The sequence below is a fragment of the Vibrio kasasachensis genome (genome assembly GCF_050337565.1).
Lineage (GTDB): Bacteria > Pseudomonadota > Gammaproteobacteria > Enterobacterales > Vibrionaceae > Vibrio > Vibrio kasasachensis.
In genome coordinates this window covers 105466-119901 of sequence record NZ_JAKJTB010000019.1, presented here as the reverse complement: position 1 = coordinate 119901, position 14436 = coordinate 105466, and the positions used below count along the sequence as shown (strand labels likewise).

Below are 14436 nucleotides of genomic sequence, written 5' to 3'. Positions count from 1 at the left end.
TTAACAAAACATCTTGTATGAAAAATCCCTCAACCTCGATTGAGGGATTTTTGTTTTCAGGCTATCTATCAGTGAAGCGCTCTAGCGAGTCTAGTCTGCTTTAAGCGTTGTAATATCGTCATAAACGCGTCTTTCCCAATCGGTGACGTTGCCAGATTTATCCATAATCGGGAAGACGTACACAGGGGAAATTTCGGTTGTCCATTGACCTTGGTCATTTTGGAACACGTTTACTTCTAAGTGACCATAGTGCTTACCACCACTGACAAGTTGCTGACCTTGCCACACTTCTGGAGCATCAAGATGCGCTAAGTATGTTTGGTATGGGTTTTCCATACCCACATCGTATTTGCCGTCCTTACCAAAGTAAGGTCCGCGTAAGCCGTCACCGCCAATACCAGCATCGTAGAAATGAATGCCGTCGACTACAGAGTGCTCATACATTTCATCATGACCAGCGAATACTGCATCAACACCGTATTTTTCGAACAAAGGCGTCAATACTCGAACAGGTACACCTGACTGGTTATCTTCGCCTTTCTCAAAGCCGTTAACACCCGTTGGGAAGCCATGAGGACCGACCGAATAGGGGATATGATGAAACTGAACGAATGTAAATTGGCTATTTATCTGTGCGTCAGCCAATTGTTCTTCGAGCCATTTGTATTGTTCTGATCCTGGATTAAAGTCAGGAGCATTTACACCCTCTAAACGCCAGTTGGTGTCTTTGTCGGTTTTGTTTGGTTTGCCGTCAGATGTGTCGATAGTAATGTAGGTAATTGGACCGTAGTCTACGCGATAATAGCGGTCCTTATATGCCGTGTTGCTACTGCCATTATCAGGTAGGTCAAAATAGGTTTTGTAACGAGCAATAGCTTGCTTGGCAAGTTCTGTATCGTATTCAGCGAGCCCACCATCCGGTCCTGGGTAGTTCTCATGATTGCCGATGGCTGGGAACAGTGGCACATACGATGCGATGTTGTTGAACTCACCGGCATTGTGGCGCCAAAATTCATCCCAATCTCGTTGTTCATTTCCTGATTCAACCAGATCCCCAGCGATCGCGATGAAGTCCGGCTGGCGTTCAAACATGACGCGGATGTTCTCTTGATACCCTGTTGTTTGGTCAACGAGATATTGACGATCAAAATCACCATAAGGTTCAGACCAACGGCGTGTTTTTCCGGTGGATTCTGGTTCGGTTTCAGAATCTGAATAAACAACAAAGCGAACCTTGCCATCCTTACTTGGAACAGTGCTGAACTGCGCATCGTACTGTTGATTGTTTTGCTCTACCGAATACTGGTATTGAGTACCGGGTTTAAGACCAGAAACTTGAACGTAGTGAATATAAGGTGTTGTTGCCTGATCTTTATCTTGGAAGTATTTTTCTACCTCGGTAGGGAAGTATTGTAAGCCAGCGGCAAGCTCTGGTTGGGAAGTAAATGATTTTGCGTAGTCTTCTCCAGAGACTTTTAGTTCACCCGGTTTGTTTTCTGTTGTTAGCCACATGATCGTCATGCTGCTGCTGGTTGGATTTTGTAGGTAGGGTTTTACTTTAAAGGCCTCTTGCTGGGCCGCTATGGTTGTAAAACTCATTCCTGTTAAGACTAAAGCGCTAATTAATGTTTTTTTCATAAGCGATCCTCTGATGCCTCCATAACCGGTTGGCGATCATTTGATTGAGTATTAACACACAAAATTTTTGTTTTTGAATATCGAACGGGTCTAATTCAATAGACATTATGCCAGTGGAGATAAAACAGATTTATGACTCCATCACGAAATTTATCAATAGCGGATAGTCGCGAAAAACCTTTCATTTGATAAAAAGTGAAAGCCGTTAGCTTTTGAGATTGGCTTTAATTGAATTGACGGGGTGAATAAAAACAGAGAATTAAATAAATGGAGTGAAAGTGTTTATAGTGACCAGTGCAGTTACTACCTGCGATGTAGCAACTGCGTAAGGTCACATTATTGAATCGAAAGATCTTTGAAAGGTTTATCCTGTTTGGGTTTATTGTTTCTCTAACAAGAAAGGCGTTCGCAACACCACTGTCATTACATGCCTTTAAACAAACTTTGTTGTGCGCGGCTGACTGGCAACTTATGCCCAAGCATTTTAACGAACATGCGTCCAGTAAAGTCTTTGCTTACTTTTTCAATGGCTGCCACTTTGACGACGGTTGAGCGATGGATTTTCCAGAAGTGTTCAGGGTCAAGCTGCATAAGCAGCTCTTTTAATGGGGTGCGAATCAAGTATTCACAGTTGTCGTCGGTATAGATAGAGACATATTTCTCTTCAGCTTTAAAGTACAGTACCTCATTGACAGAAATAAGATGGATGTCTTCACCCCGACTGGCTTTAATCCATGTTAAGTACTGCGGAGTTAAAGGTGCCAATTGGTTTAGTTGTGATAATAATTGGCTCAGATCCGGTGACGGGCTTTGTGATGATTGATGAGTTAAGCGTTGTTTGATTTTAGCGCAGCATGCTTCTAAGCGACTTTCATTTAGCGGCTTGAGTAGATAATCGACCGCATTTTGTTCAAATGCTTTGATCGCGTATTCGTCGTAAGCGGTGACAAAGACAACAAGGGGTTGATGGCTTTGTTGTTTGATTTCGTTAGCGACAGCCATACCATCAAGCTCAGGCATACGGATATCGAGAAAGACCACATCGGGCTTGAGTAGGGTGATATTCTCCAATGCTTGTTTACCATCACTACAACTGGCGACAATCTCTAAATCTGGCCACACTTCGGCTAAGCTACGGTCTAAATGGTGTCGTAGCAGAGGCTCGTCATCGGCAATGATAGCGGTGATAGAAGTCATTGGTTTTATGTTTCCTTAGTGACTAAAAGTGGCTCAGTGGCAGGTGTGTCGAGTGGTATTGCGATACAGACGCTGAACCCACCGTGTTCTGGTTGAGTAATTGCGACGCTGCCTCCTTGTTCATACAAACCTTTTACCCGTTGTTTGATGTTCGTAAGCCCAATACCATGACCCTTGGTTTGGGCATTGTCACTTAAGCCGACACCATCATCCGTCACTTTTATGTTTAACTGGTTATTGGCTTGAAAAACCGAAATATGAATGGTGCCACCGACTCCTTTAGGTTCGATTCCATGTTGGATCGCATTCTCAATGAGAGGTTGGATCAGCATTGGTGGCACTGTGGTTTGCAGCAGATGAGGCTCTACATCAACGTGAAAGCTTAATCGCTCATCAAGTCGCACTTTTTGAATGGCTAAATAGGCGCTTAGCTTACGAACTTCATCTTCGATTGTGGTTTCGGCAAGACGAGAGTTAGCAAGCGTGGCGCGCAACAGTTCTGTGAGTTTATCCAGCATCATGCGGGCTTTGGGCACATCTTGGCTCATTAGTGCACTAACGTTCGCTAAAGTGTTAAACAAAAAGTGGGGTTCAATTTGGCTTTGCATCTGCATTAGCTGGCTTAAGATCAGCGCTTTTTCTTGTTCCGCTTGTTTGCGTTTCGCTTCTTCTAACAATTTACCTGCAATAGCTTGTTGTTCGCGATTGTAAAAATAGTAGAAGCACATGGTTGTGAAAATAATACCGAGCATGATAACCGGTAGAAGATCGGTCAGCGTGTTGTCGATATAACTATTTAACCAAAACCAAGCATTGAGAGTGCCAAGGATGATTGAGCAAATTAAAGAAAGAGCTATATCGACTCGAGTGCTCATATTTGGCATCAGTCGTTCTAATACGGTTGATGAAATAATAGCTGAATAACCATAGCCAAGGCTGGTGAATAAATGCACGTATGTAGACCCGCCCCATAGAGCGTATGTGGTCAAAGCAACCAATAAACAAAATACGGTGGTGATGATGAAACTACGCCAGCGGGTAATATAAGCCGAGAGGCAGATCGCTTTCATTAAAACTTCCCTTTAATCGTGAACACCAGTGTACGGCGATCGTTAATTTGTGCGTAAGCAGAATTCGATTTTCCAGCTAAAAATCGTGCGGTAAATTCCAAATCTACTGATGCATCTCCGGTGTCAATCCATTGATAGGTGAGCCATTGAGTGGCTATGAGGCCACCATCTTGTGGTGCTAAAAGAAGATCGAGCTTTGGGGTAAAGTTACTAAGCCATTGCCAATCGTCATTCGTTTGCCACTGTAGCCATGAATCGGTATCCCAATTCCAATGTAGCATTATGCTATGTTGAGTAAGGTTGTAATGATTAAGTCCTTGAGCATAAGATTTCGCAATAGGCTGAGTGGGCGTTGAGTGTAGCAAGGGTTGGGCTCTATCCTGTGCGCGCTGCCATTGTTGTTTGCTCCATGCTCGGCTATCAAACCAGTATTCCCCAATAAAACTGTGCCCATTCATAGTGGTGTAAGTAAAGCCAGCTAAACCCTGCCATGCTTCGCCTACTTGTTTTAAAACAACGGGGTGGAATGCTTGTTCTGGTAGAGTGAATTGTTGGCTTTCATGTTGCCAAAGAGCTTCGGCATGAAACTCCCATGATGGGTCAAGTATGCTAACCCAACTGGCACCTAGCGCTCCTCGGCGAACATCATCGTAATAGGCAATCAACTGGTATTCATGTTGATTGATTAAGCCGTAGCGTCGTATGCCGACACCTTGTTGTTGATTCGCTAAATCGAAGTGATCAACCTCATTGTCACTCCAGTGTGAGTTAGTGTAAAGCAAGCTCCATTCGCCATTGGCATCAAACTGAGATAGTGCAGCCACGGTTGCGCCTTCTTCAACACTGAGACCAATTGGGTTTTGTCTATAAGGTTTGAACATATCTAAAGGGCGGTAGCCGTAGCTGACACCATAGTCGAGACGAATCTTACCTAATGTGATATCAATGCTTTGCTCACCAATAGGCAAACTGCCTTGCCACGCCATTTCACGAACGATCAATTGATTGTCAGTATTTTCAAACCAGCCTTGAGGTTTGCTCTGATAAAGATTTTGGCTATATAGAGCAAACAAACCATTCCATTGTCCATAACCGATCTGAACATCAAGCAACCCATCGATTTGGGAGCGAGAATTTCTAGTTGGGTTAATGAACGCACTGTTTCTCAATTGGTTTTGGCTTGCTGATAGCGCCCAGTCCCAATCCACTTGCCAGTGCTGAGCCGTTGCTGGTGTAGAGATTAGCGTGAATAGAGCAAGTAGAGTGGTGCTGCGCATAGTTAAAGCCCCGTCGTGTTGTTACGAGCGAGGAAGCTAGGGTTGTAGAATTTATCTTCCAATTGCCATGGGGTGACGGATAGATACTTAACCACGGTTTTGTTGTTTGGTTGAATGGTATCCAATAGCGTCATGGCAATGACGGCTAGTTTCTCGTCACGTACTCCACGAGCGAAATAGGCTTGTTTGGCTAATTTTCCTGAGCGTAAATAGAGATCAGCCTTGATCGGGAAGCCCGTTTCCTGCTCGATCCATAAGTTGATGCGTTGATAGCTAGCACCGTTTGTTTTAGCGGTCAGCTCAACTTGGTGGGCATTGTATGGTAACTGATTGTTGTCCACGACGATTTCATCCGCGATCCATTTTCCTTGGTAGTCTTCACTCCAAGTCAACGAACTAATATCACCGATGGATGCATCGCCCAATAGTTTTTGCATTGGTGTTATACGAATAGGACGGCGGCTTTTTGGCATTTGAAGCCAGAAGTTGTCTTGCAGCATTAGCATTTTTTGCCCAGCTTCTACTGGTGAATTGAATATAACCAGAGATTCCCTATTCGGGCGTGAATAAACTGTGTATTGGCGAGTCTTATCGAGCTCTTCTGATTTATACAAAGACACAACAGAAACCACACGGGCAGATTCTTCGCCTAAGCGGTATTTGTCTGCAATTTCTATGAGCTGAGAAACTTCTACGTCTTGCATAGCGGCAAAGCTTGGACTAAGCAGTATTACATTGACAAATAATACGGTAAACAGCGTTTTGATGCTAAACATGGATAAGCGCCTCGGTAATTGGTTTATTGACCCCTTTATGGGCCGAAAAATAAGCAGCGGTTAGGCAGATTATAACGACACCTAATGACGCCACTACAGCCAGTTCAATAGAGAAATAGATGGTCAAAGGGTAGCCTTGAGACCCACCCGGAGGAGGTGGCATTTGGATTTCGGCAACCATTAAAAACAGCGTTAATAATCCAGCGCTAATGCTACCGATTAAGCTGCCGAGTAGCGCGAGCAATCCTGCTTCACGTATAAAGCCTGCAATGATCTCGTTGGGTAAGTTGCCAAGGGCAGATAGCGTACCAATTTCACGCGTGCGTTCGGTAACAGACATGGTCATGGTGTTGAACAAAGAAACAAACACCACCAAGGCCATGATAACGCCCATAATGCCAAAGATTCGGTCATAAAGACTTTTCACATTTTGGTAATAGAATGCACGAACGCTCCAAGGTGTGAGCTCCAAAGCTTGAGAATCAGTGGCGATCAGTCGACCTATTTTTTCTGCAGCTGTTTGCGTTTGCTTAAGATCGAATAGGAATACAGAAACGGTGCTGACTTTATCGCTGTTGAGTAATGACTGAGCGCTATCGATATGCAAGTACAGTTGACGCTTATCGAGTTCTGGAACGCCGGTAGAAAAGGTGCCATGGACTTTAAAATCATAAGCATTCAACGCGCCATCTGTTGTTGTGGCGAGTAATGTTACCCAGTCACCTATCGTCACATTGAGATTGCGGGCAAGATCGATCCCTAGCATGATTTCTGGTTCCGCAGGGTCATAACGTGATGAACGAATATTTGATAGTGTTTTGCCTTCTCGCATATCAAGAAAAGGACCTTTCATATCGAATTCGCGATGGTTAACTCCACGACCGACATAAATAGCGGATTTGTTACCGTTTGAGATAAGCCCATTAAAGTCAATACTTGGTTGTACACCGCGAACAGAATCAAGGGAGACTATTTTGCTAATTAGCTCTTGAGGCTGTTTCAGACCATTATCCAAAGGCATTTCTTCGTCTTTTTCAAAGTAGCCAGGAGTTGAAATGATTAAATGACCGATGTCTCGCGCGGTTGCCTGCTTTAAGCTGTCATAAGTGTATAAACCAAATCCGCCCGTGCTGGCGAGTGCGAAGACAGTAATCGCAACGATCATAATAGACAGCGAGCTTCGACGTTGGTTTCTGCGCAAATTCAACCAAGCCAAACGCAGTGAGTTAGGTAGCAAAAGTCGGACTAATTTACCCATGAAGACACCTCATTATTGGTCTTTGAAATCTCGACAATATGTTTAGAATCATCAATGACAGTGAGATCTGTATCGGCTAATCTTCCGTCTAACAGCTCAATAGTTCGGTCACAACGAGAAGCCATACGTACATCATGCGTGGCAACAATGAATGTTGTATTCATTTCGTGCCCGAGCTGTTTCATTATATCAACCACTAAATTGGCGGTTTTACTATCAAGGCTGGCAGTAGGCTCATCAGCAATGACCAATGCCGGTTTGTGGACGAGTGCGCGTGCGATGGCAACGCGTTGCTGTTGTCCACCGGAAAGATTATCAGGACGGTGATGGATAAAATCAGCTAAGCCAACTAAATCGAGCATCTGTTCTGCTTTGTATTGTTGCTGTTTTTTGTCGAAGCCATTAAGTAATAAGGGGTAGGCTACGTTTTCCATTGCAGTCATTACTGGAACGAGATTAAATTTTTGGAAAATAAAACCGAACTGTATGCGGCGTAACATTGCTGCTCTTTTAGGGTCTCTAGGCAATGGCTTTCCATTTAAGCTGATTTTACCTTGGTATTGCATATCCAAAAGCCCTAAAACATTAAGTAAGGTGCTTTTACCGCTGCCAGAAGGACCACATAGCGCAACCATTTCACCAGTTTGAATTTCGCCTGATACATCTGCTAGCGCGGGCACTGTTTGATTTCCCAACTGGTAATGACGTTGAATCTGATTAAAAACAATCATCGCTATCCCTTAGCCTTGTTCGGCAATCATGTTTTCTGCAGCTTGAGTTTGCGCACTAGAAGCATCCAGTTTTTGCATGGTAGAGAGCCATGCTTGTGCTTGTGAAAGGTCGTCGGCTCTCAATGCAGCGGCAATTCCCGAACTGTAAACCCATGAGCTAGCGGCGAAGGGTTGCTGTGCAAAAGAGGGGTCATTGAGTAGGTTTAGATAGAGATCATAACCTCGTTCGAAATGGTTAAACATATCCGGTAAAGAGGTGTAGGTAATTGCTGCCATCGCCTGAGCCAAATGGGATTCTAGCAATCCTTGAATGCGCTCTTGTTGATCAATGTTTTCTGGCAGGGTATCAAGTAGGGCAATACCTTTTGCAATAGTGGCAAGCCCTTGCTCAGTCAATTCCATTTTATTCCAAGGTAAAAACGCGTCGCGACCTTGTAGGGTTTGTGTGCTGCCGAGGTAAACCATAGTGAGCGGTTTAGCCCCTTGTTCTTCGAGTAAGGTATTGAGCTGACCGTAGACGGTATCAACCAATGCTTCATTACCTTCTGCGGCTAGATTGTAGTTTGCCAAAATTTCGGTAGTAGGGTTCGCATATAGATTAACGCTGCACAAACTAGCGGCCAAAGCAGCGGTTAATAGTAGAGTTTTAGGAGTTTTCATCATTCAATTCCGTGTGATTAAGTGAACGATGCCAGAATAAGGTAGTGAGAAACTACCTGCTTGGTTGTGAGATAAACGGTTGATTTCGTGGATGAGTGGTAGAAACAATGGATAAACTGAAACAGTGGATAATGGTATATACCCGTCATACTTGAAGTTGTAGCGGTGTTGGCTGTGTTCGTGCGCCCCAATCATATAGTTCACCTATGCTCAGGGGACTTTCTTACTTGCCGCCTACCTGCACCTTCAAGTTTCTTGGGTATAAGAGGCTGGCTATTGTTAAATATTGCTATTATTGAGAGATGATCAATCGCCTCTTTTTTACTTTGAGTATCGCTTCGGATCTACGCTTAGTATAAAGTTCACCACGCAGCCTATTTGATGCTGTGAACAAAGCATGAATAAGAACTAAGGAACATAAACCATTATGAGCGAACTTACGCCTCAACAAGATGCGGCTCTAGCTGCGTTTAAAGCCAATCTTCATTTTCCGCATGGTGGTTTTTATACATTGATTACTGAACTGGGCAAAGAGTACCAGTTACCTTTTCAAACAGTGCGTACAGCGGTGATGAAAGCACAGCGTGCCATCGAGAGTAAGATACGTAACGATATTGACGCGGTGAGCGAATCTGATTTAAGCCAAGATAATTGGCGAAAAGCGATTAACGAAATATTGGTGGAACTTGCGAAAGACAATATTTTGGTGATGGATAACCTATTAGCTAATCAAAGCTACCTAAAAGCAGTAAGCGCAATGAGTACGCCGATTGAGAGCGAAGATGAGCGAGCGGCTATTTTAGAATACTTAATGCAAGCTTATGAAAAAGAAGTATTTAAGCCTCTACTTGCGATGCTCCGTACCACGTCACTTTATTGGGAACTAATGCTTGCAGAGGATTTAAACAAGATGACTGAAGCGTATCGGATAAAATTCAGTGAATATCCGCAGTATGTTGAAGCTGCCGCTCATCTATTTGATTTGGATTCGCAGGTCAGAGCAGCGGTTTTAGCCGCGTAACGAATCGGCATACCATGTTAAAAATCCCTCGCTTGAACGAGGGATTTTTTTTATGAGGATGAGGTGAACAATAGTGTGGAGAATTAATTATCAATTGCATTTGATATTGGTTATTATTAGCGTTAATGCATGTTATGGATAATTAACAAAAGGATTTGTGCTTTGCTATTCATACTCAAAGGACTGAGGAAAATCTCGAGCAATCTTTTCATTTTCTCGCTAATCGTAATTGGTTTTCAATCTGTTCAGGCGGCAGAACAAAGGTTTCATTCGGTGAAACATGCCACAGGGCAAAGCTTAATACCCAATGAACCCAAACGAGTGGTAACGCTTTTTCAAGGTGCAACAGATACTGCGGTTGCGTTAGGTATCCAACCGATAGGTATTGTTGATTCTTGGGCACAGAAGCCGACTTATCAATATCTAAGGACGAAGTTGATAGATGTTAAGCATGTTGGTCTTGAAACACAGCCCAATTTGGAGGAGATAGCAGCCTTAAATCCGGATTTAATTATAGGTGCCAAATCTCGTCACGAAAAAATCTACCCTCAGCTTGAGCAAATAGCTCCAACCGTAATGACCTCAAATGTGTATGACTTTCGCTATACGCTTGAACTTGTAGGAGAGGCAACCAATCGGAGTGAGCAAGCCAATCGTTTGCGAGAGCAATGGCAGAACAAGGTGGCTAGCTTTCGCACAGCTCTGAAGGAAAAACACTCAAACTGGCCATTAACCGCTTCGATTATTGATGTGCGATCTGACCATTTGCGTTTATATCTACAAGACAGTTTCCCCGGAGCGGTGCTAAACGATATTGGCTTTCTTGCTCCATTACCCAAGCGTTCTGGCTGGGGAATTAAGCTGAAAACCAAGGAAGCATTACCGAGTATTAACGCGGATGTGTTTTTTGTCATGCTGCATTCCGATGAGCTGATCGTTAAAGACAATTATCAAGCATGGGTGTCACATCCACTTTGGAAAGTACTCAAAGCACCGCGAGAAAAACAAGTTCATCAAGTAGATGAAATTACTTGGATTTTGTCTGGTGGAATAGTTGGAGCCAATTTAATGCTGAATCAATTGGCTGATATTTATCATCTTCCTGAAGCACTTGTTGAATAACTTATGATATTACCGGTTCAAACCAATTCAGTACGTTGGGGCATTGTTGGTATATCGTGTTGTTTGTTAGCCAGTATTTTTTTTTCTAGCATGGCGTTTGGTCAATACTCGCTGCCATTTAAGCAGTTATGGTTTGCCTTTTTACACTATGATCCTACATCCATAGATCACGTGATTATTACCACTACGCGACTATCTAGAAGTGTGTTAGCGGCTTCGGTCGGTGCGGCTCTCGCTGTAGCGGGGGTCTTGATGCAGACTTTAACTCGCAATCCACTCGCATCTCCGGCGATATTTGGCGTGAATGCAGGGGCGATGTTTTTCATTGTATTGTTTACTCAGATATTTTCTGTCAGCTCTATGGATATGCTGTTATGGGTTGCTTTTTTGGGTGCAACAGTAGCAGGTGTATTGGTCTATGGCTTAGGCAGTATGGGGCATGATGGCGTCTCTCCTGTCCGTATCGTATTGGCTGGCGCCGCCATTTCAGCTCTTTTTATCTCATTCACTCAGGGGATATTAGTGTTAGGGCAAGAGGGGATTGATAGTGTGCTCTTTTGGATCGCGGGTTCGGTTTCTGGGCGAGATCTAGATACAATTTTACCAGTATTACCTTATCTCTTAGGCTCAATTGTTTGCGCTGTGTTACTTGCACCTCATCTCAATATTCTTTTGTCTGGAGATGATATTGCTACTGGACTTGGGCAAAACACACTGCTGTTAAAAATTGCATTGAGTGTTCTAGTTATTAGTTTGGCGGGCATAGCGGTAGCGATGGCTGGCAACATCGGATTCATTGGTCTTATTGTTCCCCATATGGCGAGATCCTTAGTTGGCAATGACCATAAATGGTTAATCATCATAAGTGCATTGTGGGGCGCGATGCTATTGATTTTGGCTGATGTCCTTGGGCGCTTAATTATAGCGCCAGAAGAAATTCCTATCGGTGTTATGACTGCCCTGATTGGTGCGCCTTTCTTTATTTTCTTAGCGAGACAGAGAACAAAACTATGAGTAAACAACTCGTGTTGCGTTGGCGATATTTGTCTTTCTCGGTATTGATGCCAACACTTGTCTCGGTTATAGCGATGGCGCTATTTACTGGGATGATTTTGCTGTTTTCTCTCTCTGCTGGTGTGCAATGGTTGAGCCCGGTTGCGGTGTTTAACGCTTTGCTTGGGGAGCACGATCCTAGCGTAAATATGGTCGTTGAATCATTTCGACTGCCGAGAACTCTAATGGCGGCGTTGGTCGGTGCAGGTTTAGCGTCTTCAGGGTTAGTTCTACAATCCGTTATTCGAAACCCACTCGCCTCACCGGACGTGATGGGGATGACAAGCGGCGCTTCTGCTGCTGCGGTTGGGTTTATTTCATTTTATCAACTTAAGTACGGCGCAGAGTGGCTACCGGTATTTGCCATATGTGGTGCGATGATGTCCTCAGCATTAGTCTACTTATTAGGTTGGCGCAATGGCGTAACACCGATGAGGTTGATTCTTGTTGGTATTGGGGTTTCTGCCGCTACTGGGGCATTGACCACTCTCATTATTGCAGTGAGTCCCGCATCGACAAGTATCTCCGCTTATATTTGGTTAACGGGGAGTGTTTATGGTGCTAATTGGAATGATGTGAATTCGTTGCTGCCATGGACACTCGTCGGGTTGCCTGCGGTACTGCTTTTCTCGCGTTGTATTGATGCCCAAGAGCTCGGGGATCAGCTCGCGACTGGGTTGGGTATTTCTGTTGAGAAAACACGCTTAGTATTACTGTTTCTTAGTGTCATTCTTGCTGCCCCTGCTGTGGCTTATGCTGGTGCGGTAGGTTTCGTTGGATTGATAGCCCCTCATATTGCACGACGGCTGGTGGAGAGAAAATTTGCGCTGTTGCTGCCAATGACGGCTTTAATTGGGGCTTGCTTGGTTATGCTGGCCGATCTGCTTGGACGCCTGATTTTTTTACCCTTAGATATTCCGGCTGGTGTGTTTGTTTCAGCTATAGGCGCACCATTTTTTATCTATTTGCTGTTTAAGCAACGTTTCTAATGATGACCATAAACTATGGAAAACGAGCAATGAATATCGCGAATTTAAGCCCTCTAAAAACGACTGATTTGGTGTTGGGATACCAAAAAATCACGGTGATTCCTTCATTGAATTTAGAGATTGAAAAAGGTCAGATAAGTGTACTCGTTGGCGGTAATGGATGTGGTAAATCAACAATACTCAAATCAATGGCGAGGTTATTAGCGCCCACTTCAGGCAAGATCCATTTGTATAACAAAAACTTGAATAGGCTATCAGGAAAAGAAGTCGCACGTTCTCTTGCCATTTTACCGCAAGGACCCATAGCCCCAGAAGGTCTTACAGTCGAGCATTTGGTTCGTCAGGGGCGCTACCCTCATCAAAATTGGTTACAAAGTTGGACAAAAGAAGATGAACGTATAGTCACGCAGGCTTTGACCGCAACTCATATGCTTGAATTAGCTGGACGACCAATAGAGGCTTTATCCGGTGGGCAACGACAACGAGCGTGGATTGCAATGGCATTAGCGCAGGACACTGATATTTTGCTATTGGATGAGCCTACTACCTATCTTGATTTGACGCATCAAATAGAAATTTTGGATTTATTGTTTGAGCTGAACCAAGAGCAAGGCACCACCATTGTTATGGTATTGCATGATCTTAACTTAGCATGTCGCTATGCCCATCAGATGATCGCAGTAAAAGAGGGCGCTATTTTCCGCCAAGGACCACCAGAAGACATTTTAGATGTTGCTATGATTGAAACCGTATTTGGTATGCAATGCCACCTTATCAAAGATCCTCTTTTTGGAACTCCCATGTGCATCCCCTGTGGTAAGGGGCGCATGATTGGACACCATGATGATTTGTGATATGAGCAATGACATAGCAGTGCTTTTACCAGACGAAATAGAGGTGCTAGCTAGTTTTGGTTTGAAGGCTCCGCCTGCTATGGATGATATTTTTGCGCATGATTCGGTGTTATTACTGAATGACGAACAATGTTTTGAGACACTCAATAAAATCATGCCTAAGTTAGGTGCTCCTGACTTGAAAGTTACGGCATCTTTGGTCGTTAAGCGTATTGCGTTTTTGGTTCTCGCACCAGCATTATATTCGATGAGCGTTTACGGCAAGGGGCTTGACCTCTCGATCAAAAATAGCGTTTTCGAGTACCATTTGAAAGACCGTCTTTGGCAGTCGGGAATGCCGATTAAATCCTTTGATGTTAGCTATGCTCGATATGACCGTGATGCTTGGCGCAACGAAGTGTTAGAGAAGTCATTCTCCGGGCATCTAACTTTACTGGTTAATCAGTTCCACCATGTTACCAATGTCTCTAAACGTATACTTTGGGAAAATGTGGCAGTGCGAGTATTTAGTATTTTTGAGAGACGGATTCTACCGCAAGTAACGGGTGAAGCAAAAGAGATCGCACAGCGAGATTTAGCGTTTATTGTTGATTCGAATACGCGCCATATTTTTGCATTGGATGAAAATCCGCTTACTCGTTTCTATCGAACAAAGAGAGCGGTAAGTGGGAGCGATGAGTTGATTCGAGTGAGGAGGACATGTTGTTTTTACTACAAAGCAACTGAGCCAGCAGAGTATTGTTCAACCTGTCCGTTGCTATTGAAGAAGAGCAAGTAACGAGCATGGTAT

14 protein-coding genes are annotated in these 14436 nt (G+C 43.9%); 6 read left to right on the top strand and 8 right to left on the bottom strand.

What is annotated here, in order from left to right:
• Window positions 1-90: 90 nt before the first annotated feature.
• The 8 genes from L4C38_RS16150 to L4C38_RS16115 form a co-directional block, all read right to left on the bottom strand.
• Window positions 91-1638 (bottom strand): purple acid phosphatase family protein, encoded by a 1548-nt coding sequence (locus tag L4C38_RS16150; protein ID WP_428798587.1) that lies wholly within the window; start codon window positions 1636-1638, stop codon window positions 91-93.
• Window positions 1639-2061: 423 nt separating this feature from the next.
• Window positions 2062-2835 carry a LytR/AlgR family response regulator transcription factor gene (locus L4C38_RS16145; protein WP_428798586.1) on the bottom strand — a complete coding sequence of 258 codons (774 nt, stop codon included), beginning with the start codon at window positions 2833-2835 and terminating at the stop codon, window positions 2062-2064.
• 5 nt (window positions 2836-2840) lie between these two features.
• Window positions 2841-3905 (bottom strand): sensor histidine kinase, encoded by a 1065-nt coding sequence (locus L4C38_RS16140; RefSeq protein WP_428798585.1) that lies wholly within the window; start codon window positions 3903-3905, stop codon window positions 2841-2843.
• A complete protein-coding gene (locus L4C38_RS16135) occupies window positions 3905-5182 on the bottom strand; it encodes a hypothetical protein (protein WP_428798584.1) in 1278 nt (425 codons plus the stop codon). Before L4C38_RS16135 ends, L4C38_RS16140 begins: the two co-directional genes overlap by 1 nt.
• A 2-nt stretch (window positions 5183-5184) precedes the next feature.
• The gene (locus L4C38_RS16130; protein WP_428798583.1) at window positions 5185-5958 is read right to left on the bottom strand and encodes an outer membrane lipoprotein-sorting protein; all 774 of its coding nucleotides are present in this window, start codon (window positions 5956-5958) and stop codon (window positions 5185-5187) included.
• Window positions 5951-7216: an ABC transporter permease gene (locus L4C38_RS16125; protein ID WP_428798582.1), complete on the bottom strand. Its 1266-nt coding sequence runs from the start codon at window positions 7214-7216 to the stop codon at window positions 5951-5953. Before L4C38_RS16125 ends, L4C38_RS16130 begins: the two co-directional genes overlap by 8 nt.
• Complete coding sequence (locus L4C38_RS16120; protein ID WP_428798581.1) at window positions 7204-7947, bottom strand: ABC transporter ATP-binding protein; 744 nt, start codon at window positions 7945-7947, stop codon at window positions 7204-7206. Before L4C38_RS16120 ends, L4C38_RS16125 begins: the two co-directional genes overlap by 13 nt.
• A gap of 9 nt (window positions 7948-7956) precedes the next feature.
• A complete protein-coding gene (locus tag L4C38_RS16115) occupies window positions 7957-8607 on the bottom strand; it encodes a hypothetical protein (RefSeq protein ID WP_428798611.1) in 651 nt (216 codons plus the stop codon).
• Between the two features lie 427 nt (window positions 8608-9034).
• Between L4C38_RS16115 and L4C38_RS16110 the strand changes: the two genes are divergently transcribed.
• The 6 genes from L4C38_RS16110 (at window position 9035) to L4C38_RS16085 (ending at window position 14424) form a co-directional block, all read left to right on the top strand.
• A complete protein-coding gene (locus L4C38_RS16110; RefSeq protein ID WP_428798580.1) occupies window positions 9035-9628 on the top strand; it encodes a hypothetical protein in 594 nt (197 codons plus the stop codon).
• 273 nt (window positions 9629-9901) lie between these two features.
• The gene (locus L4C38_RS16105) at window positions 9902-10750 is read left to right on the top strand and encodes an ABC transporter substrate-binding protein (RefSeq protein ID WP_428798579.1); all 849 of its coding nucleotides are present in this window, start codon (window positions 9902-9904) and stop codon (window positions 10748-10750) included.
• A gap of 3 nt (window positions 10751-10753) precedes the next feature.
• On the top strand, window positions 10754-11764 hold the full coding sequence (locus L4C38_RS16100; RefSeq protein WP_428798578.1) for a FecCD family ABC transporter permease: 1011 nt from the start codon (window positions 10754-10756) through the stop codon (window positions 11762-11764).
• Complete coding sequence (locus tag L4C38_RS16095; protein ID WP_428798577.1) at window positions 11761-12792, top strand: FecCD family ABC transporter permease; 1032 nt, start codon at window positions 11761-11763, stop codon at window positions 12790-12792. Before L4C38_RS16100 ends, L4C38_RS16095 begins: the two co-directional genes overlap by 4 nt.
• A gap of 29 nt (window positions 12793-12821) precedes the next feature.
• Window positions 12822-13646 (top strand): ABC transporter ATP-binding protein, encoded by an 825-nt coding sequence (locus L4C38_RS16090; protein WP_428798576.1) that lies wholly within the window; start codon window positions 12822-12824, stop codon window positions 13644-13646.
• Window position 13647: 1 nt separating this feature from the next.
• Window positions 13648-14424 carry an IucA/IucC family C-terminal-domain containing protein gene (locus L4C38_RS16085; protein ID WP_428798575.1) on the top strand — a complete coding sequence of 259 codons (777 nt, stop codon included), beginning with the start codon at window positions 13648-13650 and terminating at the stop codon, window positions 14422-14424.
• The last annotated feature ends 12 nt before the right edge of the window (window positions 14425-14436 follow it).

Coding starts and splice junctions, on each gene's coding strand:
- L4C38_RS16150 (WP_428798587.1), bottom strand. CDS start 1,638: ATGAAAAAAACATTAATTAGCGCTTTAGTCTTAACAGGAATGAGTTTT.
- L4C38_RS16145 (WP_428798586.1), bottom strand. CDS start 2,835: ATGACTTCTATCACCGCTATCATTGCCGATGACGAGCCTCTGCTACGA.
- L4C38_RS16140 (WP_428798585.1), bottom strand. CDS start 3,905: ATGAAAGCGATCTGCCTCTCGGCTTATATTACCCGCTGGCGTAGTTTC.
- L4C38_RS16135 (WP_428798584.1), bottom strand. CDS start 5,182: ATGCGCAGCACCACTCTACTTGCTCTATTCACGCTAATCTCTACACCA.
- L4C38_RS16130 (WP_428798583.1), bottom strand. CDS start 5,958: ATGTTTAGCATCAAAACGCTGTTTACCGTATTATTTGTCAATGTAATA.
- L4C38_RS16125 (WP_428798582.1), bottom strand. CDS start 7,216: ATGGGTAAATTAGTCCGACTTTTGCTACCTAACTCACTGCGTTTGGCT.
- L4C38_RS16120 (WP_428798581.1), bottom strand. CDS start 7,947: ATGATTGTTTTTAATCAGATTCAACGTCATTACCAGTTGGGAAATCAA.
- L4C38_RS16115 (WP_428798611.1), bottom strand. CDS start 8,607: ATGAAAACTCCTAAAACTCTACTATTAACCGCTGCTTTGGCCGCTAGT.
- L4C38_RS16110 (WP_428798580.1), top strand. CDS start 9,035: ATGAGCGAACTTACGCCTCAACAAGATGCGGCTCTAGCTGCGTTTAAA.
- L4C38_RS16100 (WP_428798578.1), top strand. CDS start 10,754: ATGATATTACCGGTTCAAACCAATTCAGTACGTTGGGGCATTGTTGGT.
- L4C38_RS16095 (WP_428798577.1), top strand. CDS start 11,761: ATGAGTAAACAACTCGTGTTGCGTTGGCGATATTTGTCTTTCTCGGTA.
- L4C38_RS16090 (WP_428798576.1), top strand. CDS start 12,822: ATGAATATCGCGAATTTAAGCCCTCTAAAAACGACTGATTTGGTGTTG.
- L4C38_RS16085 (WP_428798575.1), top strand. CDS start 13,648: ATGAGCAATGACATAGCAGTGCTTTTACCAGACGAAATAGAGGTGCTA.